This window comes from Saccharomonospora sp. CUA-673 (genome assembly GCF_001942305.1).
Lineage (GTDB): Bacteria > Actinomycetota > Actinomycetes > Mycobacteriales > Pseudonocardiaceae > Prauserella.
On the sequence record NZ_MKKE01000052.1, the window covers coordinates 1 to 22,971 of the forward strand.

A 22,971-nucleotide genomic window follows, 5' to 3' on the forward strand; every position below is an offset into this window, starting at 1 on the left:
TTCCCGGCCGACGTTGGCGCGTCGGCCATGCTTGGAACCTTCATCCGGTCACCGGGAAGGTACGCCCTCCCGGCCATCCACAGGTTTCAAGCATTGCTCCTGTTCTCACCTGTGACGGGGTCTTGCCCATGACCCAGAAGCCGTTTGAGCTGTTCCTCGCGGACTTCGCTACCTGCTTCGAGAGGTTCTCTCAGGCCAGACAGGCCGGAACCGTACCACCGCCCAGGAGGCGTGCCGGCCTGCTCGTAGTACCGGGTCAGCGCGGTCACAGCATCACGATCACCGTCACCGACCACAACACTGTTCAGCAAGTACCGATACCCCTGCCCAGCTGTCATCACCCTGATCGAAACCGTCACGCCCAGTAGGTGCGGACGAACGAGACGAACCGGCGAGGTTCCTGCTCACCGTGCTCAACGGGTTCGGGATCGAGAGGGCCCTACCTGACGAGGAGTCGATCCTGGCGACGGAGACCCAGACCCTGGCATGGCCGTCGACTGCGTCCTCGGCGCGAGGCCTGAGCGCGAGGCCCGAGCGCGGGGCCTGGGAGGGTTACGCGCTCAGCCGGTCTCGACGAGCTTGCCGCTCCTCGCGACTTCCGGATCGGTGCAGGAGGAGAGGTCGAAGCAGCACGGCCGGCGTTTGCCGGCAGAGAGCTTCGAGACGGTGACCGCGACCCTGCGGGCGCGGGTCTGGGGACTCCTCGTCGCCGCGATCCAGCGGACCCACTCCCACCTGGCCATCGGTGTGATGTCCTGCCAAGGGCCGGAGGTCTCCGGAGCGGCGTCGAGCGCGTCTCGGAGGTCCTCGGGGACCTCGGGCTCGGGCCACGCGGCGGCGACCCGGACCCGGAACTCGAGGACCTCGCCGGCCGTCGCTCCGAGAGGCTCGCCCACGGCGAGCCAGTGGCCTTTCCGGCCGTCGGGCTCGAGGACAGCGGTGAAGGCGTGTCCGTCCACCATGGCCTCGACCGCCACCTGGCCGCGGGAGGGGAGCTCGAGGCTGGCCTGCGCGGGAAGCCGCATGATCAGGCGGTCTCCGATCGCCTCGATCCTGCCTCGTCCCGTGATCGCAGGGGTCGCTGACCTCTGCTTGTCCTTCGTCGTCGCGGACATGGTGCCTCTCCTCGTCGTGGAGGTGATCTCATCGTGATATCAGAGTACTCGGCAATGGCTGACTGGGGTACACGGCAGCCCCGGGATGCAGTACGAGGTTGCGCAGGAAGGAACTGGGCCGAGAGATTCCGCATGCGGTGTCGTTTGGAGCTGGCACGGGGGCTCTCTTGATTCGATAGATGGACAACCATCTTGAGGACGAGGCGGATGCGGTCCGCCTGTAACTGCAGCTGGCATGGCTTCGATCGGGATCTGGAATCGTGTCGGTTGATCAGGTCGGGAGCGATAGTTATGAGCAAGAATGGACGTGTGTGGCACTGCCGCGGATTCGTCGATCTGCTGCCTTCGCCTGTGATGGTCGAACAGACAGTGGGGGATGTCTGCGATGTTGACACCTGGCAGGAGGAGGCTATTTACGTCGCCGAGGCAGTTCCAGAGCGACGAGCTGAGTTCATCACCACCCGTGAGTGCGCGCGTCGAGCGCTCCGGCAGCTTGGCTTTCCTCCGTGTCCGATACCGGTCGGGGCCACTCGCGAGCCGGTATGGCCGAGGGCCGTCGTAGGAAGCTTGACTCACGGCGCGGATCTGCGTGCAGCTGCGGTGGCGCTGAAGTCCCAGTATCGATCGCTGGGCATCGACGTGGAGCCCAACATAGGTCTGTCCACAGAGGCGTTGGCCTTGGCAGCAGATGCCCCTGAACGTCTAGCGCTGGCATCGCTTGCTTCGTCGTGGCCGGATATTGCGTGGGATCGCTTGTTGTTCAGTGCTAAGGAGTCAATTTTCAAGGCGTGGTTCCCCTTGACTGGGCACTGGCTGGGCTTCGAGGAATGCACGCTGAGCATCGATCCAGTCACTGCGACGTTCACCGGCCGGTTGCACCCGGATGTGGACCCGCGATCAGACTTTGGCATCGATGTAATCGAGGGACGGTGGGGCATCAGCGGGAGACGTCTGCTGACCGCGGTCGTCATGCCTCTTCAGGCTGGCAAGGAGTGTTGAGCGTTTGTTGAAGGTGGTGCAAGGACGTCTTCAACGGCTTCGATGTCGACAGGTCGCCGTGCCGAGACTCCGTCCATGTGCCACCTGTCGAGATCGAGAATCCAGAGCTCGCGCGGACGCAGTTCCAGCAGACGCTGGGGTCCCTCAGCATCCAGCTGTGCGAGGGGAAGTGCGTGGTCTCGTGCTTCTGCAGGGTCGGGGAACATGGGGCTGGTGCAGGGATAGGTGACATCTGATGTTTAGCACCGCTGGTGCTGGGCAGGAGAGGATGTCCCTATGGCAGGAAAGTACCCGGAGGAGTTCCGCGACGATGTCGTCACGGTCGCGAAGAACCGCGAGGCTGGTGTGAGCCTGAAGCAGATCGCTTCTGATTTCGGGATCAGCTACGCCACCTTGACGAACTGGCTGCGCCAAGACGCCACCGATGCCGGTGAACGCGAAGGCCGCACCACGGATCAGAAGGACGAGCTGGCTGAGCTGCGCCGGCGTAACCGGCTGCTGGAACAGGAGAACCTCGTGCTGCGCCGGGCCGCGGCCTATCTCTGGCAGGCTAATCTGCCGTCAAAAGGACGCTTCTATGCTTCGAGTCAAGTTAGACAGGTTCGGACTTCGCGGTAGATCGAGCGGCAGACGTAGCGCTTGAGGCAGCGTCGGATGTCGCGGGTGCTCATACCTTCGGCCTTGCGGCGGGCGACGTAGGCTTGGTGTTGTGGTCGCAGGTGACGCGTGTTCGGACGATGACTTCGAACGCGCGGTTGAGCTGGCGATCGCCAGTACGGGAAAGTCGGTGGCGAGTCGTGTTGCCCGATGACGCTGGCAGCGGTGCAACGCCGGCCAGCGCAGCGAAGGCGGACTCGGATCGAACGCGTCCGTGGTGTGAGTAGGCGCAGATGATGATCGCGGCGGTGACTGGTCCGACGCCCTGGATACTTTGCAGCCCGGGAGCGATTTCCTCGGCGAGACCGCGCAGTTGGCGGTGGTTTTCGGCCAGCAGGGCGGATTGTTCGAGAATCGCCCGTGCCAGGCGGCGAGCCTCGCCGCGGGCGACGGTGACGGCGTCGATGGAGTCGGTTGTTCTGAGGCGCCACATTGCGATCGTTCGGATCTGATCGTCGGTCAGCGGCCGGCGAGCATCAACACCGAGGTCGTTGGTGCGCACCAACGCTGTCAGCGCGTTGCGGTTCGCTGTTCGCTGCTGGTCAATGATGGACCGAGACGACAGCAGGATCCGCAGCGCCGATCGTCGTCCAGCGTTGCGGGGCCGGGCGAGGCGGTCGAAATCTTGTCCCAGCACGTGGCGGGCGGCGGCCTCGGCGTCGATCGCGTCGTTCTTGCCGGTATGGGACCGACTGGCGTGACTCAGCGGCCGGACTTCGATGATGTCGATTCCGTCGGTCTGCAGCGCAGCGGTGATGCTCGCGCCGTAGGACGAGGTGCCTTCGATCGCCGCGAGGACGGAGCTGTCGCTGTTGCGCAGCACCCACCGAGCGGCTCGTCGATTACCAGCTGTGCTGGTCGGAAACACGGCCGTCGCGATAACCGCGCCGGTTCGAGCCTCCAGCAGTGCGAACGTGTTGGTCTTGGCGTGGGTGTCCACGCGACGACGTGGTCGAACAGGTCTGAAACGCGGGTCATATTTCTCCTTGCAACATCACGGATAACAACCGCTCGGCCCGTGGGGTGCTCAGAGACAAATCTGTAACGGGTCACATCACCCGAATCGCGCTGCTCCTCGGGCGGTGGACATGCTTCTCATCAGGACATCTGTGCCGACCCGCGCACCCGTGACTCCATCTGGCAAGGCGTGTCCCTGGCTTTGTCGGCGTTGGCTGACCCGCGGGTGTTGGATGCGGTCAGTCCCGGCCCCGGTGAGTCCTTCGATCCCGAGACCTTCATCCAAGAACGTGGCACCTTGTTCCTGCTGGCCACCGGTGCTGGGGCCGGCAACTCCGCCGCGCTAGTCGCGGCGTTGGTGGAAGATCTGGTGGAAACTGCCCGGCGGATCGCCGCCCGCTCAGCCGGCGCAAGACTCGATCCGCCGATGCTGCTGGCCCTGGATGAGATCGGCAACCTCGCACCTCTCCCGTCATTGCCGACCCTGATGGCCGAGGGAGGCGGCACCGGCATCACCACCCTGCCCGTCCTGCAATCCCTGGCTCAGGCCCGCGAGAAGTGGTCAGAGAACCAGGCCTCCGCGATATGGGACGCCTCCATCGTGAAGATCATCCTCGGCGGAGCCTCGAACTCCAAAGACCTCCAGGACCTGTCCACGTTGATCGGTGAACGGGACGAGTACACCGACAGCGTGACCTTGGGCGATCATGGCACCCGCCAGAACCAGCGCTCCGTCCGCCGTGTGGCGATCTTCCCGCCGGACCGGCTGCGCACCCTCCCCTTTGGCACCGCGGTCACCCTGCTGCGAGCAGCCCCACCGATTGTCACCGACATGCGGGCCTGGCCCGATAGGTCCGATGCTTCCCAGCTGAAGACTGACCGGGGTGAGGTCGAGACCCTGCTGCAACGGCGAGACCCGCGCTCGTAGAGGCGGATGAGGCGAGTGCACCTGGCTGGCACAGCCACCTTCTTGCTGGTGGCTCCGGGCAGACAGGAGCAGACCGATGGCCGAGAACGAACACCCCCAGCAAACCCCCGAACCAGAGTCGGTGCCTGAGGCCGATGTGCGTGAGTCCTTCAAGGGCCGCATCAAGTCCGACCCGCAGCTGAGCACCACGAAGAAGGGCCACGCGAAGTTCTACGCCAAGGTCGAGCAGCGGCACTGGCACCCCGAGCCCGATGGCACCTACACCCGCCTGCCGAATAGCTATCACGACCTGGTGGCCTTCAAAGGCCCTGCCGTGCGGGCGTATAAGGAGTTGCAGAAGAACGACTACTTCATCGCCGAAGGACGCATGGAGGACTACCTCTCCAAGCGCACCGGCGAGATCAAGCAGCGCTTCGTGGCCACCGCCGCCGGTCACGACATGGCCTACACCCGCTACGAGGTCGATCGCACCCCACGCCGCGAAGCCCCAGAACACGAGACCCCCGCACACGAGGCCACTGGACGGGAGCATGCCGCTGACCGTGAGGGCTCAGCCTTCGCCGCCCCTGAGCAGCGTCAGGACCGGCAGCCACCGGCCATGGGCCTCTGAGACCGGGAAGGAGACACATCATCATGAACGACACCACCTCCGAGACCCCAGACACCTCACCCGCCGTTGAGCAGGACTTGGTTGACGAGGACATCGAGTATCCCGGTGAGGACTTTCCCGGTCAGGACGACGAGAGTGCCCCGCCGCATCCGGTGAACTGGCACCTGCTGCGTGCCGATGAGCTCGAAGCCGAGTGGTACGCCCTGAACCGGTGGGTGGAGACCCTGCGCCGCACCTACGGGCTGCCCGCATCGGTGATCCCGCCGTTCTGGCATCGCCACGACGAACTACGGTGGGAGCTCTCCGCTCTGCACCTGCACTGGCTGTGTGCCTATCACCCCGAACAAGACGGTTCCGCACCGTTTGGTTGGCACCGCGACTTCGCTGACGCCCGCCAACGGTTGCGCGAATGGGTGGCCGCTTCCGGCACCCGCCTGGACCGCGACCGACCAACCCGGCAGACCAGCTGGCCCGGTGAAGGCCCCGCCGACCCGGTAGAGGACGTGTTCGTCGCCGACCGTGACCACGACTTCGTCACCTACGTCGCCGAACAAGTAGCCGCCCGCCGTGAGGCCGAGGATGCCTTCTACGCCGGCGCCGACCCCGTCACCGGGGAGGTGAGAACCTGATGGGCAAGTACGTGAAGAAGACCAACCGGCGCCGCCAGGAAGACCGGGAACTGTCGGTCCGCGCTGAGCTGCACGACCCACCTGACTATCAGAAGCTCACTGAACTGCTGATCCGCTTGTCTCTGCGCCAGTCGCGCACTTCGCAGGAGCAGCCGTCGACGGAGCGGCGCGCTTCTCCCACCGAGGTGACCACTTCGTCGTAGAATGGGAGCAACCCGCCAGGAGGCGGGTGTTGTGATCCTGAACCTCACCCTCGGGTGGGGGAATCTACTACTTGACCGTCATGGTCTCGTCCTAACGGCCCTACCGGGCTCATCTTCAACACTCAACATCCGCAGTCATCTTCTCCTGTCGGGAGTCAGGATCACCGACTGTAGGAGAAGAGCCATGACGACCGTTGACGATGAAGCGTCTGCCCTGAATAGCCTGGTCTTGCCGAACACGCCCGGAGCAGCGGTCGCAGTGTCGTACCTGCGGGTCTCGACCAAGGAGCAGGCCGAGAAGGACGGCAGCGACGAGGGGTACTCAATCCCTGCCCAGCGAGAAGCGAACCAGCGCAAGGCCGAGCAGATGGGTGCCACGATCGTGGCCGAGTTCGTGGACGCCGGGGAATCTGCACGCAGAGCCGACCGGCCCGAGCTGATGAAGATGATGAAGTACGTCGCCACTCACCAGGTGAACTACTGCATCGTCCATAAGGTCGACCGGTTGGCACGTAACCGCGCTGATGACGTCACGATTCACTTGGCTCTGCGGGATGCGGGGGTGATGCTGGTTTCGGCGACGGAGAACATCGACGAGACTCCTTCGGGGATGCTGTTGCACGGGATCATGTCCACGATTGCGGAGTTCTACTCCCGCAACCTCGCCACGGAGACGCTGAAGGGTCTGACGCAGAAGGTCTCCCGAGGCGGCACGATCGGCAAAGCACCGCTGGGGTATCGCAACGTCGGTGTCCGCGATGAGAACGGCCGCGAGGTTCGCACGGTGGAGATCGATCCTGAGCGGGCCAAGCTGGTGGCGTGGGCGTTCATGGTCTACGCCTCCGGAGAGTGGACCACCAACCAGCTCCACGCCGAGCTCACCGCTCGCGGCCTGCGCACGCCTGCGACTCCTCGTCGCCCCTCGCGTCCGATTGGGAAGTCCTCGATCCATCGAATGCTGACCAACCCGTACTACAAGGGCAATGTCCGATACCAGGGCGTGACATATAAGGGCACGCACCAGCCCCTGGTGCCGCCGGAGGTCTGGTATCAGGTGCAGACGGTCTTGCGGACCCACCGCAGCGCGGCTGATGCTTCTCAGGTGCATGACCACTACTTGAAGGGCACCGTGTTCTGCGGCCAGTGTGGGTCACGGCTGCTGGTGTGCAACTCCAAGAACCGGCACGGCAACGTCTACCCGTACTTCGTCTGTGCCAACAAGCACTCGGGCCGTGGTGATTGCACCCGGCAGGCAATGCTCATTGAAGAGGTCGAGCGGCTGGTCGAGCGCCACTACGAGACCGTGCAGATCAGCGCCACAACCCGGCAGGCTGTCGCCGAGCGTCTGCACAGTCAGTTCGATGAGCTCATGGCCTCGGAGTCCGACGCCTTGGCCGACCTGACCAAGGAGCGGGCCCGGTTGGAGGACGAACAGGGCAAGCTGCTCCAGGCACACTACGCCGGAGCGATCCCACTGGAGTTGCTGAAGAAGGAGCAGAACCGGATCAGTGCCGGGCTGGAGACCATCAAGAACCGAATCGAGGCTCACCACGACGAGTACGCCGATGCCCGCAACAACCTGGACGACTCACTGAACCTGCTGGAGCAGGCCGCCGACATCTACGCCCGCTGCGATGACGCGAACCGCAGGCTGTGCAACCAGGCGTTCTTCACCAAGATCTACATCGAAGAAGACGGAGACGTGAGGGTCGGCTACGCCCGCCCGTTCGATGCGCTGACCAGCCGCGAGGTCCAGGCCGATGCCCTGACCTGGGTAGAGAACGCCCGCAACGAGAACGAGGTGCGAACCCCAACCGAAGGCGGTTCTTCGGTCAAGGGTTCACACCTCGCACATTTGGGGTGAGTGACGGGACTCGAACCCGCGGCCCTCGCGACCACAACGCGATGCTCTACCAGCTGAGCTACACCCACCATGCGAGCCGCCTCAGCGCCTCGGCCGACATAGCGTAGCGCACGCGGCTCGGCGCCGTGCGCGCAGGGCCGTCTGCCGCGGCCCGCGCGCGGGCAGGTCAATCCTGCGCGACGGTGCGCTCCGCGGCGGCCTTCGCTTCGTCGCTGGTCGGGCCGGGGTGCGGCACGAACGCGGTGCTGCGGTAGTAGCGCAGCTCCGCGATGGACTCCTTGATGTCGGCCAGCGCGCGGTGCGCCAACCCCTTCTCGGGCTTCGAGTAGTACACCCGCGGGTACCAGCGGCGCACGAGCTCCTTGACCGACGACACGTCCACCATGCGGTAGTGCAGGTGCGCGTCGAGCTCCGGCATGTCGCGCGCGATGAACCCGCGGTCGGTGCCGATGGAGTTGCCGGCCAGCGGCGCGGTGCGGGCATCGGGCACGTGCTGCTTGATGTGCTCGAGCACCTGCTGCTCCGCGTCGGCCAGGGCGATGGTCGAGCGGCGGACCTCGTCGGTCAGCCCCGACTTGGCGTGCATCTCCCGCACGACGTCCGGCATGTCGGCCAGCGCGTCGTCGTCGGCGTGGATGACGAGGTCGAGACCCTCGTCGAGGACGTTGAGCTCGGCATCGGTGATGAGAACGGCGATCTCGATCAACGCATCCTTCGCGAGATCGAGGCCGGTCATTTCACAGTCGATCCAGACTAGACGATCAGTCACCGGGTCACACTAACGCGCCGGGCCGTCGTGAGTCCTTCACAGGCCCGGTTCGTCCCTCGATGCGTCCACCCGGGTACCTCGTCAACCGGCCGCAGGCGGGTTGACGGCCGGTGCGAACGGTCCATTCGCGACGCCCGGAAGCGAAGCGATGGCACCACTCGCGACACCGCTCCTGGGAAAACGTCGTCGGCCCCAGGATTGCCGCTCCCGGCCCCTCGCGTGTCGCTCTAGCGTTCGAATGAGCACCGGCCGCACCTGTCCGCCGCCGGTGCGCGACCGACGAGGAACGACGAGGGAGGCACGCATGACACGGATCGAGTGGATCGACCCCGCACCTGCGGAGTCGGTCACGCCCCCGGGAAGCATGCCCGTGGGCGGCACCCTGCTGGGAATCACGCCGAGACCGGACGCCGAGGCAAGACGGCTGGAACCGGTCTCCGGCCGCACGTTCGACCTGACCGCCTCGGGCAGGACGGCCGGGGTGGTCAACCCGGTCGCGACGGGCAGCTCGCCCGAACCCGACGAGCTGTGGCCGGCGTTCCTGCTCGACGACACCTGGGAACCGGTCGGCCTGCGCGTGCGCAGACGGTCGCAGGCGATGGTCGAGTTCCGGGCGTCCGGACCGGTCGACGGGCTCGACCGGGTCGTCGCTCAGGCGCGCCGCATCCTGTCGCTCGACGCCGACCACGCCGCCTTCGCGCAGGTGGCCGACCTGGACCCCTGGCTGCGCCTGCTGCTCCGCGAGGCCCCGGGACGCCGGCCCGTGCTGTTCGGATCGCCGTACGAGGCCGCATGCTGGGCGATCGTCTGCCAGGGCCTGAACACCGCGCAGGCCGTGCGCGTGTTCACCCGGCTCACGGCACGCCACGGCCGCACCGTGTGGGTCGCCGGGCGCGAACGCGCCGTGCTGCCGCCGCCCGGCGAACTGCGTGCCGTCAGCGCGGCCACGCGCATGTCGGCCGAGAAACGGCGGCGGCTCGCGGTGGTCGCCGAGGCCGCCGAATCCGGCCTGCTGGACGCCACCGCACTCCGGGCCATGGAAGCCGCCGACGCGCTCCGGCTGCTGCGGCAACTGCCCGGCATCGGTCCGTACTCCGCCGAACTGGTCCTCGCCCGCGGCGCGGGCCACCCGGACGTCTTCCCCGCACACGACCGGCATCTCGTGCGGCTGGTCGAGGACGTCTACCGCGAACCGGCCGAGCAGGCCGCCGAGGGCTGGGCGCCGTATCGCAGCTGGGCGAGCTTCCTGCTGCGCGTGGCACTGCCCCGTGGCGAGCGGTGGTGGGGGCTGACACCGGGGGTTGACACCCGTTGTGGTGAGGTATCGCCGTGCAGGACGGCATCGACGACTTGACGCAGGCTTTCTCGCTCGACACCACCACCGCGGGCACCATCATCGTGCTCAGCGGCATCGCCGCGTTGATCGTGGTGGTCTCGTCCGTTCCGTGGCGATTCGTCCGCGGGGTGCTGACGATCGTGCACGAGGCCGGGCACGCCCTGGCGGCCCTGCTCGTCGGCAGGAGGCTGCAGGGCATCCGGCTGCACTCCGACACCTCCGGCGTGACCGTCTCGCGCGGGCGCCCCGACGGTCCCGGCATGGTGCTGACGGCCCTGGCCGGATACCCCGCGCCGGCGCTGCTCGGCCTGCTCTTCTCGTGGCTGGTCTGGGGCGAACACCTGTCCGCGGTCCTCGTGATCACGGCGGTGCTGCTGCTGGGTGTGCTGGTGATGGTCCGCAACGCCTACGGCGTGTTCACCGTCCTGCTCGTGGCCGGCGTGCTGGCCGCGGTCGCCTGGACGGCGCCGCCCGGCGTGCAGGCGGTGTTCGTGTACCTGGTGACGTGGTTCCTGGTGCTCGGCTCGGTCCGGCCGCTCGGCGAACTGCAGACCAAACGCCGCCGCGGCCAGGCCCGCGACTCCGACATCGACCAGCTGGCGCGGCTGACCGCACTGCCGGCCGGCATCTGGCTGCTCGTGATGGGAGTCCTGATCGTCGGATGCGCCGTGGTCGGCGGGATGCTGCTGATCGACCCCGCCATCGGCGGCCCCCTGTAACGCCTCTGAGCTGGTCCGGGCGCGGGACCGGGCGTCGGAGCGCGTCGGGCCGTGCGGCACACTGGGAGGTTGACACCGCCCGCGCCGGCGGTGGTGGGACAGGCGGGCCGAAAGCGTCCGCCCGAGCAGGGAAAGGGCTCTGGCTGTGACGGACGAGGTCGCCAAGCTGTCGAAGAGTGCGCGCGTGCGGCGAAGCACGCCGCCCCGTCGCTGGCGACCGCGCCGGACACCGCGATCGACGCCGCCCTGACCGCCATGGCCGACCGGCTGTTGGCCCACCGTGACGAACTCCTCGCCGCCAACCGGGCCGACGTCGAGCGCTCCACCGCCGAGGGCATGAGCGCCGGCCTGCTCGATCGGCTCACCATCACCGACGAGCGACTGACCGGCATGGCCGACCAGCTCCGCCTCCTCGCCGGTGCACCCCACCAGGAGCGCACCCTCGATGTGTCCACTCTCGACGGTGGACTGAAGCTGGTCGAGCGGCGCAGGCCGGTGGGCGTCATCGGCGCCAACTACGAGGCGCGGCCCAACGTGACCGTCGACGTCGCCTCGCAGCTGGTGAAGTCCCGCAACGCGGGCGTGCTGCGCACCGGCGGCGCCGCGCTGGGCTCCGCCCAGCGACTGGTCGAGGTCGTCGTCGCGCCCGCACTGGCCGAGGCCGGGATCGACCCCGCCGTGGTGCAGCTCGTGCCCCGCAGCGAACGGGAGGCGGCCGCCGCGCTCGTCCGCCTGCCGAACCTGGTGCCGCTGGTCATCCTGCGCGGCAGCGGGGACAGCACGCGGGCGCTGGCCACCGAGGGCGCCACGCACGGCGTGCGCACGCTCGCCCACGCCGACGGCGGCGGCGTCCTCTACGTCGACGAGGCCGCCGACCCCGACACGGTCGCCACGCTCGTGCGCGGCAGCCTCGACCGCCTCGGCGTCTGCAACCGGCTGAACCTGCTGCTGGTGCACTCCGCGGTGCACCAGCAGCTGTGGCCCGTCATCGAGGAGGCCCTCGCCGCCCGCGAGGTGACCCCGTCGCTGGCGCCGCACGAGCACGCCATCGGCTACGAGTGGGCGCTGGACTCCGACCGCGAGGCCACCGTCACCGTGGCGACCGTCGACGGCCTCGCCGAGGCTGCCGCCGTCGCCAACGAGCAGACCTCCGGCCTGGCCGCCGGCATCGCCACCGAGGACGCCGCCGCCGCGGAGGCGTTCTTCGACGCCTACCAGGGCACCGGCGTATTCTGGAACGCGCCGACCCGTCTGCTCGACGGTTTCAAACTGCTCGGCGTCCCCGAGACCGGCATCAACCTGGACCGCGTCCCCGGTCCGCGCGGCCCGGTCACCTACACCGACCTGTACGTCCGTCAGTACGCGGTGCTGCCGGCGTCGCGATGACGCACGTCCCACCGCCGCCCGGATGCGGCCGGTGGTTACCCCTGTCGGGGATGTCACGGCCGTGATGTCGCCGCACACTCCCCGGATCAGGAAGGTCCACCACAGTGAATGACACCGCCACCGGCGGCACGCCCGACGACGACACGATCGACGCCGGCGACCCGGCTGACGCCACCGTTGCCCCCGAGGCCGACGAGGCCGGCAACGACGAGCCCGGCACCGACACCGACGAGGCGCCCGCGACCGGCAGCGCCGACGAGGCCGCTGCCGACACCGATGAGGCCGACGCCGAGACGCACGTGACGTTCGCCGACCTCGACCTGCGGCCCGAGCTGCTCGGCGCGCTGTCGGCGCTCGGCTACGAGGAGCCCACGCCTATCCAGCGTGAGGCGATCCCGCCGGTCCTCGCGGGCCGCGACCTCGTCGGCCAGGCCGCCACCGGCACCGGCAAGACGGCCGCGTTCGCGCTGCCGATCCTCACGCGCATCACCGGCCACGGCAAGGGCGACAATCCGAAGGCGCTCGTCCTCACGCCGACCCGGGAGCTGGCCGTCCAGGTGTCGGAGGCCATGCACCGCTACGGCACCGAACTCGGCACGCGTGTGCTGCCCATCTACGGCGGTCAGCCGATCGGCCGTCAGCTCAAGGCGCTCGAACGCGGCGTGGACGTCGTCATCGCGACGCCCGGCCGCGCTCTGGACCACCTGTCCCGCGGCACGCTGTCACTCAGCGAGCTCGGCATGGTCGTGCTCGACGAGGCCGACGAGATGCTCGACATGGGCTTCGCCGAGGACATCGAGGCGATCTTCGCCGAGATGCCCGAGGAGCGGCAGACCATGCTGTTCTCGGCGACGATGCCGCCGCGGATCAACGGTCTGATCAAGCGCTACCTCACCGACCCCGCGCGCATCTCGGTCGGCCGGGAGCGCACGTCGGACGGTGCCGAGTCGCCGATCACGCAGACGGCCTACGTCGTGCCGCGCGGCCACAAGCCCGCAGCGCTCGGCCGGGTGCTGGATGTCGAATCGCCGGCTGCGGCGATCGTGTTCTGCCGCACCCGCGACGAGGTCGACTCGCTCACCGAGACCCTCAACGGCCGGGGCTACCGTGCCGAGCCGCTGCACGGCGGCATGAACCAGCTGCAGCGCGACCGCGTCGTCGAGCGGCTGCGCGGGTCGAGCGCCGACCTGGTCGTCGCCACCGACGTCGCCGCCCGCGGGCTCGACATCGACCAGCTCACGCACGTCGTCAACTACAACGTGCCGAGCGCCCCCGAGTCCTACACGCACCGCATCGGCCGCGTCGGCCGGGCCGGCCGCGAAGGCACGGCGATCACCCTCGCCGAACCCCGCGAGCACCGGATGCTCAAGACCATCGAGCGGGTCACCGGGCACAAGATCGCGGTGAAGAAGCTGCCGACGATCGCGGACCTGCGCGCCCAGCGGCTCGAGCAGACCCGCGCCTCGCTCACCGAGGCCCTGCAGGACACCGCCGACCTCGACCGGTTCCGGTCGGTCGTCGAACCCCTCGCCGACGAGTACGACGTCGTGGAGATCGCGCTCGCGGCCGTCAAACTCGCCCACGAGGCGGCGGGCACGGTCACCGAGGAGGAAGAGATCCCCGAGGTGAAGGCGTGGCCGCCGGCCGACGGCAAGCGCGGTGGCAAGCGCGACGGCGCGCCGGGCGGTCCCGGTGGCCGCGGCGGCAAGGGCGGACGGGCCGTCGGCCCGGGCATGACCCGCCTGTTCGTCGGTGTCGGCCGCACCTCGGGCGTGCGGCCGCAGGACCTGGTCGGCGCGATCGCGGGGGAGTCGAGGCTGCGCGGCCGCGACATCGGGGCGATCGACATCGCCGACCGGTTCTCGCTCGTCGACGTGCCCTCCGGCGCCGCCGACGACGTGATCGCCGCGTTGAAGGGCACGAGCATCAAGGGCCGCAAGGCCACCGTGCGCCGCGAGCGCTACCAGAACAAGTAGTGCGACGCGGCGGCGTCAGTCGGTCCGGTCCTCGGGCGGCGACGCCGCATCATCGGCCGTACCGGCCGTCGGGGCCTCCTCGGCGGCCGGTTTGCTCAGCCCCAACAGTTCTGCCGCCAGTTGTTGGCCGCTCTGCATCCGGCTGGGCTCGCGGGCGCGGCGGCGGAGCACCAGCGGCCGGAATCGGCTGTAGTCGCGCACCGTCGTCGTCCGCCGGGCCCGCACCTCGTACTCGGGCAGGTCCGCCAGCTCCCTGGCCAGCTCCCGGTCGACCAGCACCGTGCCCGGACGGGCCAACGAGGTGAGCCTGCTGGCCAGGTTCACCACCGAGCCGTACACGTCGCCGAACCGGCCGAGGACGCGGCCGGCGGCCATCCCGGCCCGCACGTCCGGCAGGTCGTCGTCCTCGGCCGACCGCTCGGCCAGGGTCAGCGCGATCTCGGCGCCGTGGGCCGGTTCGTCGCACACGAACAGCACCTCGTCGCCGATCATCTTCACGATGCGGCCGCGGCGTTCGGCGATGACGTCGGAGGCCAACGTCTCGAACCGTTCCAGCACCGCGCCCAGCTCGGCCTCGTCCACCTGCCGGGTCATGCGGGTGTAGCCGACCATGTCGACGAAGCCGACGACCTCGCTGCGAGAGTCCGGTTCCTCGTCGACGGTCGTCAGCAGCCGTGCCGAGTACGCCGCGAGATGGCGCCGCCAGACGAAGTTCTGCACGTTCTCCAGCTCGGGCAGCACCTGCTTGACGAGTTTGGTGATCCGCTGCTCGTCGCCGGCCAACTTCGGGTTGTCGGCCACGAGCGACCACAACAGATCGGCCTGCCACTCGGCGAGCCGGGACAGGTGCAGACCGACGGCGCGGGCGACCGGCGTCTCGAGTTCCTCGTCGAGCAGTCCCGCGCTGACCAGCCGGTCGACGATGCGGACGGCCTCGACGTCGGCATCGGTGAACACGACCTCGTCATCGGCAGCGGTGGCCAGTCCGAGTGCGCGCCACAGCCGCTTCGTGCGTTCCGGGTCGACGCCGGCGCGCGCGGCGACCTGCAGTCGGGTGTACTTGCGCTTGCCGTCGAGCAGGATCCGCTCGAGCCGGCGTGCGAGCGCCTCGTCCACGCCCGTTCCTACGTGGTGTGCACGATAAGGACGTCGATGCCCGATTTGCGCGCGACCTCGGACGGCACGGAACCGAGGATGCGCCCGGCGAGCGTGTTCAGCCCCCGGTTTCCGACGACGAGCAGATCGGCACGCCGCTCCTGGGCGGTGCTGCGCAGCACGTCCACCGGCTGGCCCTTGATCGCGAGCGTCTCGATGTTGCGGGCACCGGCCTTGGCCGCGCGGTCGCGCGCGGTCAGCAGGGTGTCCTCGGCCGGGGCGGAGCCGACCACCTGGTACGCCTCGTCGCGGAGCTCGTCCTGGGCTCGCTCCACCTCGTCCTTACCGAGCGGGTAGTAGGCGCAGACGATCACGACGGTCGCTCCGGCATCGCCCGCCACGGCGGCGGCGCGGTCCACGGCGGCGAAGGACGAGTCGGAGCCGTCCGTGCCGACGACGATGGTCTGGTAAGCGCCCATGCTTATCGGTCCTCCAGCTGGCTCAGCAGGCGTCGGTGAGCCGAACAGTAGCGGGTCCCGTCAGCCGGGGCCACACGTACCTACTCGCGAGTTGCTTCCGATCCGGCGGTGGCACCCGCGTGCGCCTTCTGCCCGTTGCGCTTGGCGAGGTCGCCGTCGGAGGCCTGCTTGCCCTCCATCGCGGCGTCCACCTGAGCCAACATCGACTTGGCCGACACGACCTGGTCGGCGACCTTGTGCCGCAGCGTGCGCAGCGCCTCGACCTTGCCCTTGGCGTCGGCGACCCGGCGCTGGGCGATCTCGGTGGCCTCCCGCACGCGGCGGTTCGCCTCGTCGGTCGCCTCGCGCACCCGGCGGTTGGCCTCGTCGGTGGCCTCCGCGACACGGGCGTTGGCCTCGCTGATCGAGTTCTGCTTGCGCCGGTTGGCGTCCTCGACGGACTCGCGCTGGCGCCGCTCGATGTCGGCCTTCGCGGTGGCCTGCTCCTCGGCGACCTCGGCGCGGATCGCCGTGGCCTCCTCGGTGGCCTCGCGCACGCGACGCTCGGCCTCGGCCTTGCTGGCGGCCTCCTGCTCGGCCAGTTCACGCATCGCCTCGGTGCGCCGCGTGGCCATGGCGATCTCGAAGTCTTCCTCGACCTTGGTGCGGTGCTGCTCGGCCTCGCTGTCGAGCCGGTCCCGCTCGTCCTTGGCCTTGGTGAGGATGGACTCGGCCTCGGCGCGGGCGTCGGCGATCACCTTCCGGTGCTCGGCCTCCATCTCGCGGCGCCGCTCGGCGAGCTCGGTGAGCAGTTGTTCGTACCGGGCGCGCATGGCGCTGGCATCGGCCTCGGCCTTCGCGCGGATGTGCCCGGCCTCGGCCTCGGCACGCGCCTGCGTGTCGGCGGCTTCCTCCTGTGCGAGGCGCAGCATGCGCTGGAGCCGCTCGGACAGGCCCTCGATCGTCGTCGGGGGCTGCGCGAGCCGCTCGACCTGACCGCGCAGGTCGTCGATCTCGACACGGGCCGATTCGAGCTGCTTCGCCAGGTCGCCGGCCTGCGAGATCGCCGCGTCCCGGTCGGACGTGAGCATGCGGAGGTCGGCGTCCAGCCGTTCCAGGTGTTCGTCGACCTGTGCCCGGCTGTATCCGCGCTTCTCGAAGTCGAAGCCGGCACCCAGCGGCACGAGCTCCCGTTCGTCGCCAAGGCTCATAGGCACCACCCTAACCGCACGCGTTCCGCCCGCGCCGCTGTATACAGATGTGGCCTTGCGGTGTTTCACACACGGTTCACGGGCCGTGCCGTCGTTTCCGTGTGTGCAGGGCGGATGCGGCGGGTGTCCGACCGGCGCGAATGCCGATTGACCGGCGGGTCGGCGAGGCGCACTCTGAACTCGGGAACCGTCGGCGTGTCGCCGGCGATCCCGGCGCGGGCACACCGACGTGCCCGCCGTGGGCTACCTCGTGGAGGTGATCACGATGACCGGATCGTCGAGGATCTCGGTACGTCCGTGGGCCCGGCCGCACGACTGGGCCGAAGTGGTCCTCGGTGCGGTGCTGGTGCTCTCGCCGCTGTGGCTGAGCACCGATGCCGGCGCCATGTGGACGATGGTGGTGCTCGGTGCCCTCATCGCCGTCGACGGGCTCGTCTCGCTCGCGATGCCCGGCCTGATCGTCGGTGAGGGAATCCAGATGGTGCTCGGCGCGCTCGCGTTCGCGTCGCCGTGGGTGATGGGCTACACGGCGTTCATGGGCGCCGCGTGGACGTCCTGGATCATCGGCGGCCTGACCGTGCTCGTCGGCGCGGCGGCCGTCCCGGTGGCCAGTGCGGCGCACCGCATGGCGGGCCAGCACTGACAGGTAGACCGCCGAGTGGAAGGCAGCCGGATCAGGCGGGTTGCACCAGTTCCACGAGGACGCCGCCCGCGTCCTTGGGGTGCACGAAATTGACCCGGCTGCCTGCCGTGCCGCGTTTGGCCTCCGGATACAGCATGCGCAGACCCTTGCCGCGCAGCGCCTCGGCCGCGGCCTCGACGTCGGTGACCCGGTAGGCCAGCTGCTGCAGGCCGGGACCCTTGGTGTCGAGGAACTTCGCGATCGTCGACTCGGCGTTCAGCGGCGCGAGCAGCTGCACCGCCGGTCCCGCCTCGTCGCCGGGAGCGTGCAGCATGGCCTCGCGCACGCCCTGCTCCTCGTTCACCTCGACATGACTCGCCTCGAGACCGAAGGTCTCGGCGTAGAAGGCCAATGCCTCGTCCAGGTCGGCCACCGCGACGCCCACGTGGTCGATGGTGGTGATGAACGGCGTCAACGCCGCGGTTGCCTGCTGCATAGCCGCAGGATAAGGCGCCGCCCCCGAGGCCGGGGGTGCGCTTGTTCACAGCGCGGCCCACGCCGCGGGCGGGCCGAACCCGGGCGGACGCCCGGTATCGTCGACGCGCAGCGCGCGTGCGCGGGGCAGCGTCGTCAACGCTTGGAGGAAGTGAAGTGTCCGGTTCCGTGATCCTGGGTGCGGTCCGCACGCCGATCGGTCGGTTGCTCGGCTCGTTGAAGGACTTCTCGGGCGCCCAGCTCGGTGGCGTGGCCATCAAGGCCGCGCTCGAACAGGCAGGTGTCGCACCGGAGAAGGTGCAGTACACGATCATGGGCCAGGTCCTCACCGCAGGCGCAGGGCAGATGCCCGCGCGGCAGGCGGCCGTGGCGGGCGGCATCCCGATGGACGTGCCCGCGTTGTCGATCAACAAGGTCTGCCTGTCGGGTCTCGACGCGGTCGCCCTCGCCGACCAGCTCGTCCGCGCCGGCGAGTTCGACCTGATCGTGGCCGGCGGCCAGGAGTCGATGACGCAGGCGCCGCACCTGCTGCCGAAGTCCCGCTCGGGCTTCAAGTACGGGGACACGACGCTGGTCGACCACATGGCCTTCGACGGGCTGCACTGCGCGTTCGACCAGGTCGCGATGGGCACCTCGACGGAGAAGTACAACGCGCGCTACGGCCTGACCCGCGAGCGGCAGGACGAGTTCGCGGCCCGCTCGCACCAGCGCGCCGCCAAGGCCATCGCCGACGGCGTGTTCGCCGCCGAGATCGCGCCGGTCGAGGTGCCGCAGCGCAAGGGCGACCCGGTGGTGTTCGACACCGACGAGGGCGTGCGCGCGGACACGACGGTCGAGTCCCTCGGCAAGCTGCGTGCGTCGTTCGCCGCGGACGGCACGATCACGGCCGGTTCGGCCTCCCAGATCTCCGACGGCGCCGCCGCCGTGGTCGTCGCGAGCCCGGCCATGGCCGAGAAGCTCGGCAGCACGCCGCTGGCCGAGATCGGCGCACACGGCGTCGTCGCAGGCCCGGACGCGAGCCTGCACGAGCAGCCGTCCAACGCCATCAACGCGGCGCTGGCCAAGGCGGGCCTGGACACCGGCGCACTCGACCTCGTGGAGATCAACGAGGCGTTCGCCGCGGTGGGTCTGGTGTCGACGGACAAGCTGGGTCTGGACCCGGAGATCGTCAACGCCAACGGCGGCGCGATCGCGCTCGGCCACCCGATCGGCGCCTCCGGCGCCGCCTGGCGGTGCACCTGGTGCACGAACTGCGCCGCCGCGGCGGCGGTCTCGGCGCGGCCGCACTGTGCGGCGGCGGCGGTCAGGGTGACGCGCTGCTGCTCAAGGTGCCCAGCTGATCCGGTGAGTCGTTCCTCGGCGCGGCGGATCGACGCGATCCGCCGGCGCCGAGTCGTATCCGGGGGTGTTCCCGGGTTGTTCCGGTCGTCAGGCGGGTTCCGGTGCCTCGGTCGGCAACAACCGGGCGGCGACGTCGTTGATCGCCTCGAGGCACTCGGTCACGAGGGGATGTGCGCCGTTGCCCCGCCGGGTCGCCGCGAGCACCCGCCGCGCCGGGGCCGGATCGCCGGACAGCGGGACGCGCACAACCGGTCGGTCCTCGTGCAGCCGAGCCAGGCGCGGCACGAGGATGACGCCGAACCCGTGGGCGACGAGCGCGGCGCCGGTGTCCCATTCGTCGGCGTAGTGGGCGATGTTGGGGGAGAAGCCGGCCGCATTGCAGGCCGTGCGCACCAGATCGTGATAGGCGCTGCCGGGCCGGCCGACGATCCAGTCCTCGTCGGCGGCGTCCGAGAGCCGCACTCGACGTCGCCGGGTGAAGGGGTGCTCGGCCGGTACGACCAGGTCGAGCGGATCGTCGAGCAGCGGACGCTGGTCGAAGCGGTCGTCCCCGGTCGGCGGCGTATCGGCGGTGTTGATGACGAGCGCGAGGTCGGCGTCGCCGGCGAGCAGGAGTTCGAAGCACCGAACCGGTTCGGCCTCGAACACGCGCGCGGTGACGTGCTCGTGCCGGTCGCGCAGGGCGGCGGCGACCGGCGGCAGCAGATGCGTTGCGGCGGTGGAGAAACCGCAGAGCGTGAACGGCCCGCTCGGCTCGTCGGACAGAGCGGCGAGCTCGGCGTACGCGCGGTTGGCCTGCGCCGAGAGCACGTCGACATGGCGCAACAGCGTGCGTGCCGCGGTGGTGAGCTGGATGCCCCGTCCGCGCGCCTCGATCAGGTCGACGCCGAGTTCCTCCGACAGCTGCCGCAGCTGGTACGAGACGGCCGACGGGGTGTAATGCGAGGCGGCCGCGGCCGCGGTGACCGTGCCGTGTTGAGCCACCAGCTGCAGGACGCGGAGCTTTCCATCGATCATGCAACAAGTTTGCACGATCGGATGCGAAATCGTTTGATTCCGCTCAGGGCTCGACGTCGGCACCCTGGACGTCGTGCTGCCGACGATCTCCCCTTCCCGCCCTGCTCGACGCCGGATTCGCGGTTCCGCCGCGGGCACCGGCGCGTACATGCTCGTGGTGCTGACCTTCGGCGCGTATCTACCGAGTACGTGGCAGCCGGCGTACCAACAGGACTTCGGCATCGACGACCTGACGATGACGCTCGTCTACGCCACGTTCGCCGTGGTGAGCGCGCCGGCGTTGGTGCTGTTCGGACAGGCGACCGATGCGATCGGCGCGCGGCCGGTGCTGCGCGGTGCGGTGGTGGCCGCGGCGGCCGGGTCGGCCTCGTTCGTGTTCGCCACCGGCGCCGAATGGTTGTTCGCCGGCCGCGCCGCGCAGGGCCTGGCGTTGGGTGCCGCGACCGCGGCGGCGAGTTCGCTGACCGCGTCGTACACCGGGCGACGGGTGCATCCGGCGGCGCTGGCCGGGATCGCGTTCGTCGGCGGGACGGCCGCGGGGCCGGTCGTCGGCGGGTTGCTCGCCCGCGTCGCTCCCGAGTCGACGGCGCTGCCGTTCGCGGCGCACCTGGGACTGTTGGCGATCGGCTGGCGACTCGTGTCGTCGCTCGAACCGGCCGCGATACGGGCCGCGTGGCGGCCCGCGGTACCGCGCATCCCGCACGGGATGCGGCGCCTGTTCACGTCGGCGGCGGCCACCGGGTTCGTCGCATGGATGGCGGCGGGGCTGTTCCTGGCGATCATCCCGTTGTCGCTCGAGCGGTCCGGGCAGCCGGACCCGGCCGTCACCGGCGCGATCCTGGGACTGGTGCTGGTGTGTTCGATCGCGGCGCAACCGTCGGTCCGCCGGCTGGGGCCGAGGTTGGCGCAACCGGCCGGACTGGGCGCCCTGGTCGTGGGCCTGGTGCTGGTGGCGGCCAGCGGCGGCGGCTCGGCGACGGTGACGCTCGTGGCCGCGGTGATCGCCGGCGCCGGACACGGGCTCGCCTACGGCGGCGCGTCGGCCGCGGTCGAGACCGCGGCGCCGACGTCGTCGAAGGCCGCGATCACCGGTGCGTTGCACGTCGCGTTCTACCTGGGCTCGGCGATCCCCGCCGTGCTCGTCGGACTGATCACCCTCGTCGGCCCGCTGCCGACGGCCACGACGATCGTGGCGACCCTGGCCGCGGTCGGCGCGGTGGCCGCCGCCGGATCAGGCCGGTGGGCGGCAGCGGATCACCGTGACGTCGCCGGCCAGCTCGAGGGTGCCCGCGCCGTAGGGCACGACGACCGTGTCGCCGCGGCTCACGGCGACGGTTCCGGTCTCGGAGGCCAGCGTGCCCGAACCGTCCACGACGATCAGCACCGCGAACGACGGGGTCAGCGGCAGCGCGGGCGCGGACGGAGCCGGTCGGCGCGGAAGAAACCGTCCGCGGGCGGGGCGAGCAGCTCGGTTGCCGGGGCGGAGTCCTCGGCGCGGTACGGGTCGCCGGTGTGCCGGACGATCGTGGCGAGCCGTTCCGCGTCCCACCCGGACCTGTCGAGCACCTGCAGAGCCGTGTCGAAACCGACGCCCAGATGCCCCTTCTCCGGTGAGCCGAGGAAATCCCGCCACTCCATGGTGAGCGAGAAATCCGTGGGCTGCTGCAGCTCGACCACGAACACGCCCGCACCGATGGCATGGGGGAGACCGGCCGGAATGACCACCGTGTCGCCCGCCGACACCGGCACCGCGTTCAGCGCCCCGAGCATCGACGGCGCATCCTGATCCCGTACCCACTCGCGGACGGTCGCCGCTGACTGCGTCTCCCGGAAACCGGCGTACACAGTGGACTCCGCGGACCCGGTGCCCACGACGATCCACGCCTCGGTCTTACCGAAATGCGAGTCGAAATGCGCCCGGGCGAACCGGTCGTCCGGGTGGAAATGCACCGGCAGCCGCTGCCCGGCATCGAGCAACTTCACCAACAACGCCGTCGAATCCCCGAACCTCCGCAGATGCGGATCACCCAGCCAACCACGCGGATCCGCCGCCACCGCCTCCCGCAACCACCGCCCGTCCGGCAACCGCGTCAACCCGTCCGTCTCACTCGCGAACAGGCTCGTCGTCGACCCCACCCAGTCCTCGGGGCCGTACTCCCGCGCAGCGTCCCCACGCAACTCCGCGATGGCAGCACCACCCCGATAGAACTGCGGCGGCTGATTGGCAGGCACGACGATCGGTTCGAGCGACACGGCCCGCACTGTAGCCGAGGTGGGTTGGGGCGGGGGTGTGGTGTGACTTGGGGTGGGGGTGTGGTGTTGGCATTCCACGTCGCCGTGTCGGAATTTGGCGTCGCCGTGTATGCGTTTCGCGTCGCCGTGTCAGCATTCTGCGTCGCTGTGTTTACAGTTCACGTCGCCGTGTATGCAGTTCGCGTCGTGGTGTTGGCAATCTGCGCGTGGTGTTGGCGGTTTGGGGTGTGGGGTGCCTCGCCGGCGGGCTGGTCTCCGGGATGACGGGGGGTGGGTGCGGTGTGGCTCCGTGTCATCCCTCGACCTCGCTTTTTGTTTATCACACTTGCAG

The 22,971-nt window shown here is 69.3% G+C and carries 20 protein-coding genes, 1 tRNA gene and 4 pseudogenes; 14 read left to right on the forward strand and 11 right to left on the reverse strand.

What is annotated here, in order from left to right; genetic code table 11:
- Nucleotides 1-86: 86 nt before the first annotated feature.
- Together BJF85_RS31650 and BJF85_RS20285 are read right to left on the reverse strand one after the other, a co-directional pair.
- The gene (locus tag BJF85_RS31650) at nt 87-338 is read right to left on the reverse strand and encodes a relaxase domain-containing protein (RefSeq protein ID WP_369822247.1); all 252 of its coding nucleotides are present in this window, start codon (nt 336-338) and stop codon (nt 87-89) included.
- 222 nt (nt 339-560) lie between these two features.
- A complete protein-coding gene (locus tag BJF85_RS20285) occupies nt 561-1,115 on the reverse strand; it encodes a YdeI/OmpD-associated family protein (protein ID WP_075849666.1) in 555 nt (184 codons plus the stop codon).
- Between the two features lie 354 nt (nt 1,116-1,469).
- On the opposite strand from BJF85_RS20285, the gene BJF85_RS20290 reads away from it, so the two are divergent.
- Together BJF85_RS20290 and BJF85_RS20295 are read left to right on the forward strand one after the other, a co-directional pair.
- Entirely contained in the window at nt 1,470-2,114 is a 645-nt protein-coding gene (locus tag BJF85_RS20290; RefSeq protein WP_255375812.1) for a 4'-phosphopantetheinyl transferase, read from the forward strand.
- 276 nt (nt 2,115-2,390) lie between these two features.
- Nucleotides 2,391-2,732: a transposase gene (locus tag BJF85_RS20295; RefSeq protein WP_075849668.1), complete on the forward strand. Its 342-nt coding sequence runs from the start codon at nt 2,391-2,393 to the stop codon at nt 2,730-2,732.
- Here BJF85_RS20295 and BJF85_RS20300 read toward each other — a convergent pair.
- Nucleotides 2,702-3,749, reverse strand: a pseudogene (locus BJF85_RS20300) (IS110 family transposase). The gene BJF85_RS20295 and the pseudogene BJF85_RS20300 sit on opposite strands and share 31 nt — an antisense overlap.
- 127 nt (nt 3,750-3,876) lie before the next feature.
- On the opposite strand from BJF85_RS20300, the gene BJF85_RS20305 reads away from it, so the two are divergent.
- The 5 genes from BJF85_RS20305 to BJF85_RS20325 all read left to right on the forward strand — a co-directional run bounded on the left by BJF85_RS20305 (nt 3,877) and on the right by BJF85_RS20325 (nt 7,962).
- Nucleotides 3,877-4,656: a type IV secretory system conjugative DNA transfer family protein gene (locus BJF85_RS20305; protein ID WP_075849669.1), complete on the forward strand. Its 780-nt coding sequence runs from the start codon at nt 3,877-3,879 to the stop codon at nt 4,654-4,656.
- A gap of 76 nt (nt 4,657-4,732) precedes the next feature.
- Nucleotides 4,733-5,266: a hypothetical protein gene (locus BJF85_RS20310; RefSeq protein ID WP_083666576.1), complete on the forward strand. Its 534-nt coding sequence runs from the start codon at nt 4,733-4,735 to the stop codon at nt 5,264-5,266.
- A 23-nt stretch (nt 5,267-5,289) separates the two neighbouring features.
- Nucleotides 5,290-5,895 carry a hypothetical protein gene (locus BJF85_RS20315; protein ID WP_139320751.1) on the forward strand — a complete coding sequence of 202 codons (606 nt, stop codon included), beginning with the start codon at nt 5,290-5,292 and terminating at the stop codon, nt 5,893-5,895.
- Nucleotides 5,895-6,098 carry a hypothetical protein gene (locus tag BJF85_RS20320; RefSeq protein WP_075849670.1) on the forward strand — a complete coding sequence of 68 codons (204 nt, stop codon included), beginning with the start codon at nt 5,895-5,897 and terminating at the stop codon, nt 6,096-6,098. Before BJF85_RS20315 ends, BJF85_RS20320 begins: the two co-directional genes overlap by 1 nt.
- A gap of 184 nt (nt 6,099-6,282) precedes the next feature.
- A complete protein-coding gene (locus tag BJF85_RS20325) occupies nt 6,283-7,962 on the forward strand; it encodes a recombinase family protein (protein WP_075849671.1) in 1,680 nt (559 codons plus the stop codon).
- On the opposite strand, the gene BJF85_RS20330 is transcribed toward BJF85_RS20325, so the two are convergent.
- Both BJF85_RS20330 and orn read right to left on the reverse strand, forming a co-directional pair.
- Nucleotides 7,955-8,030, reverse strand: a tRNA-His gene (locus BJF85_RS20330). The genes BJF85_RS20325 and BJF85_RS20330 overlap by 8 nt on opposite strands.
- Before the next feature lie 98 nt (nt 8,031-8,128).
- Complete coding sequence (gene orn / locus BJF85_RS20335; protein ID WP_075849672.1) at nt 8,129-8,731, reverse strand: oligoribonuclease; 603 nt, start codon at nt 8,729-8,731, stop codon at nt 8,129-8,131.
- A gap of 304 nt (nt 8,732-9,035) precedes the next feature.
- Here orn and BJF85_RS20340 point away from each other — a divergent pair, with 304 nt between their 5' ends.
- From BJF85_RS20340 to BJF85_RS20355, 4 genes are all read left to right on the forward strand, one after another.
- Nucleotides 9,036-10,085 (forward strand): DNA-3-methyladenine glycosylase, encoded by a 1,050-nt coding sequence (locus tag BJF85_RS20340; RefSeq protein WP_075849673.1) that lies wholly within the window; start codon nt 9,036-9,038, stop codon nt 10,083-10,085.
- The gene (locus BJF85_RS20345; protein ID WP_187346943.1) at nt 10,061-10,786 is read left to right on the forward strand and encodes a M50 family metallopeptidase; all 726 of its coding nucleotides are present in this window, start codon (nt 10,061-10,063) and stop codon (nt 10,784-10,786) included. Before BJF85_RS20340 ends, BJF85_RS20345 begins: the two co-directional genes overlap by 25 nt.
- Before the next feature lie 69 nt (nt 10,787-10,855).
- Nucleotides 10,856-12,172: an aldehyde dehydrogenase family protein gene (locus BJF85_RS20350; protein ID WP_369822246.1), complete on the forward strand. Its 1,317-nt coding sequence runs from the start codon at nt 10,856-10,858 to the stop codon at nt 12,170-12,172.
- Between the two features lie 299 nt (nt 12,173-12,471).
- The gene (locus tag BJF85_RS20355; protein ID WP_075849682.1) at nt 12,472-14,148 is read left to right on the forward strand and encodes a DEAD/DEAH box helicase; all 1,677 of its coding nucleotides are present in this window, start codon (nt 12,472-12,474) and stop codon (nt 14,146-14,148) included.
- Nucleotides 14,149-14,163: 15 nt separating this feature from the next.
- Here the strand turns inward: BJF85_RS20355 and BJF85_RS20360 are convergent, their stop codons facing one another.
- The 3 genes from BJF85_RS20360 to BJF85_RS20370 all read right to left on the reverse strand — a co-directional run bounded on the left by BJF85_RS20360 (nt 14,164) and on the right by BJF85_RS20370 (nt 16,912).
- Nucleotides 14,164-15,264 (reverse strand): adenylate/guanylate cyclase domain-containing protein, encoded by a 1,101-nt coding sequence (locus tag BJF85_RS20360; protein WP_075849674.1) that lies wholly within the window; start codon nt 15,262-15,264, stop codon nt 14,164-14,166.
- 8 nt (nt 15,265-15,272) lie between these two features.
- A complete protein-coding gene (locus BJF85_RS20365; RefSeq protein WP_075849675.1) occupies nt 15,273-15,722 on the reverse strand; it encodes a universal stress protein in 450 nt (149 codons plus the stop codon).
- A gap of 80 nt (nt 15,723-15,802) precedes the next feature.
- Nucleotides 15,803-16,912: a chromosome segregation protein gene (locus BJF85_RS20370; RefSeq protein ID WP_075849676.1), complete on the reverse strand. Its 1,110-nt coding sequence runs from the start codon at nt 16,910-16,912 to the stop codon at nt 15,803-15,805.
- Between the two features lie 265 nt (nt 16,913-17,177).
- On the opposite strand from BJF85_RS20370, the gene BJF85_RS20375 reads away from it, so the two are divergent.
- Complete coding sequence (locus BJF85_RS20375; protein WP_075849683.1) at nt 17,178-17,555, forward strand: SPW repeat protein; 378 nt, start codon at nt 17,178-17,180, stop codon at nt 17,553-17,555.
- A gap of 31 nt (nt 17,556-17,586) precedes the next feature.
- On the opposite strand, the gene mce is transcribed toward BJF85_RS20375, so the two are convergent.
- Nucleotides 17,587-18,030: a methylmalonyl-CoA epimerase gene (gene mce / locus BJF85_RS20380; RefSeq protein WP_075849677.1), complete on the reverse strand. Its 444-nt coding sequence runs from the start codon at nt 18,028-18,030 to the stop codon at nt 17,587-17,589.
- Between the two features lie 155 nt (nt 18,031-18,185).
- Between mce and BJF85_RS20385 the strand changes: the two are divergent.
- Nucleotides 18,186-19,369: pseudogene (locus tag BJF85_RS20385) on the forward strand (acetyl-CoA C-acetyltransferase).
- A gap of 88 nt (nt 19,370-19,457) precedes the next feature.
- On the opposite strand, the gene BJF85_RS20390 reads toward BJF85_RS20385, so the two are convergent.
- Nucleotides 19,458-20,387: a LysR family transcriptional regulator gene (locus BJF85_RS20390; protein ID WP_075849678.1), complete on the reverse strand. Its 930-nt coding sequence runs from the start codon at nt 20,385-20,387 to the stop codon at nt 19,458-19,460.
- 148 nt (nt 20,388-20,535) lie between these two features.
- Here BJF85_RS20390 and BJF85_RS27570 point away from each other — a divergent pair.
- Nucleotides 20,536-21,504, forward strand: a pseudogene (locus BJF85_RS27570) (MFS transporter); the annotation flags it as partial.
- Nucleotides 21,505-21,618: 114 nt separating this feature from the next.
- Here BJF85_RS27570 and BJF85_RS30585 read toward each other — a convergent pair.
- Nucleotides 21,619-22,640: pseudogene (locus BJF85_RS30585) on the reverse strand (class I mannose-6-phosphate isomerase).
- Between the last annotated feature and the right edge of the window lie 331 nt (nt 22,641-22,971).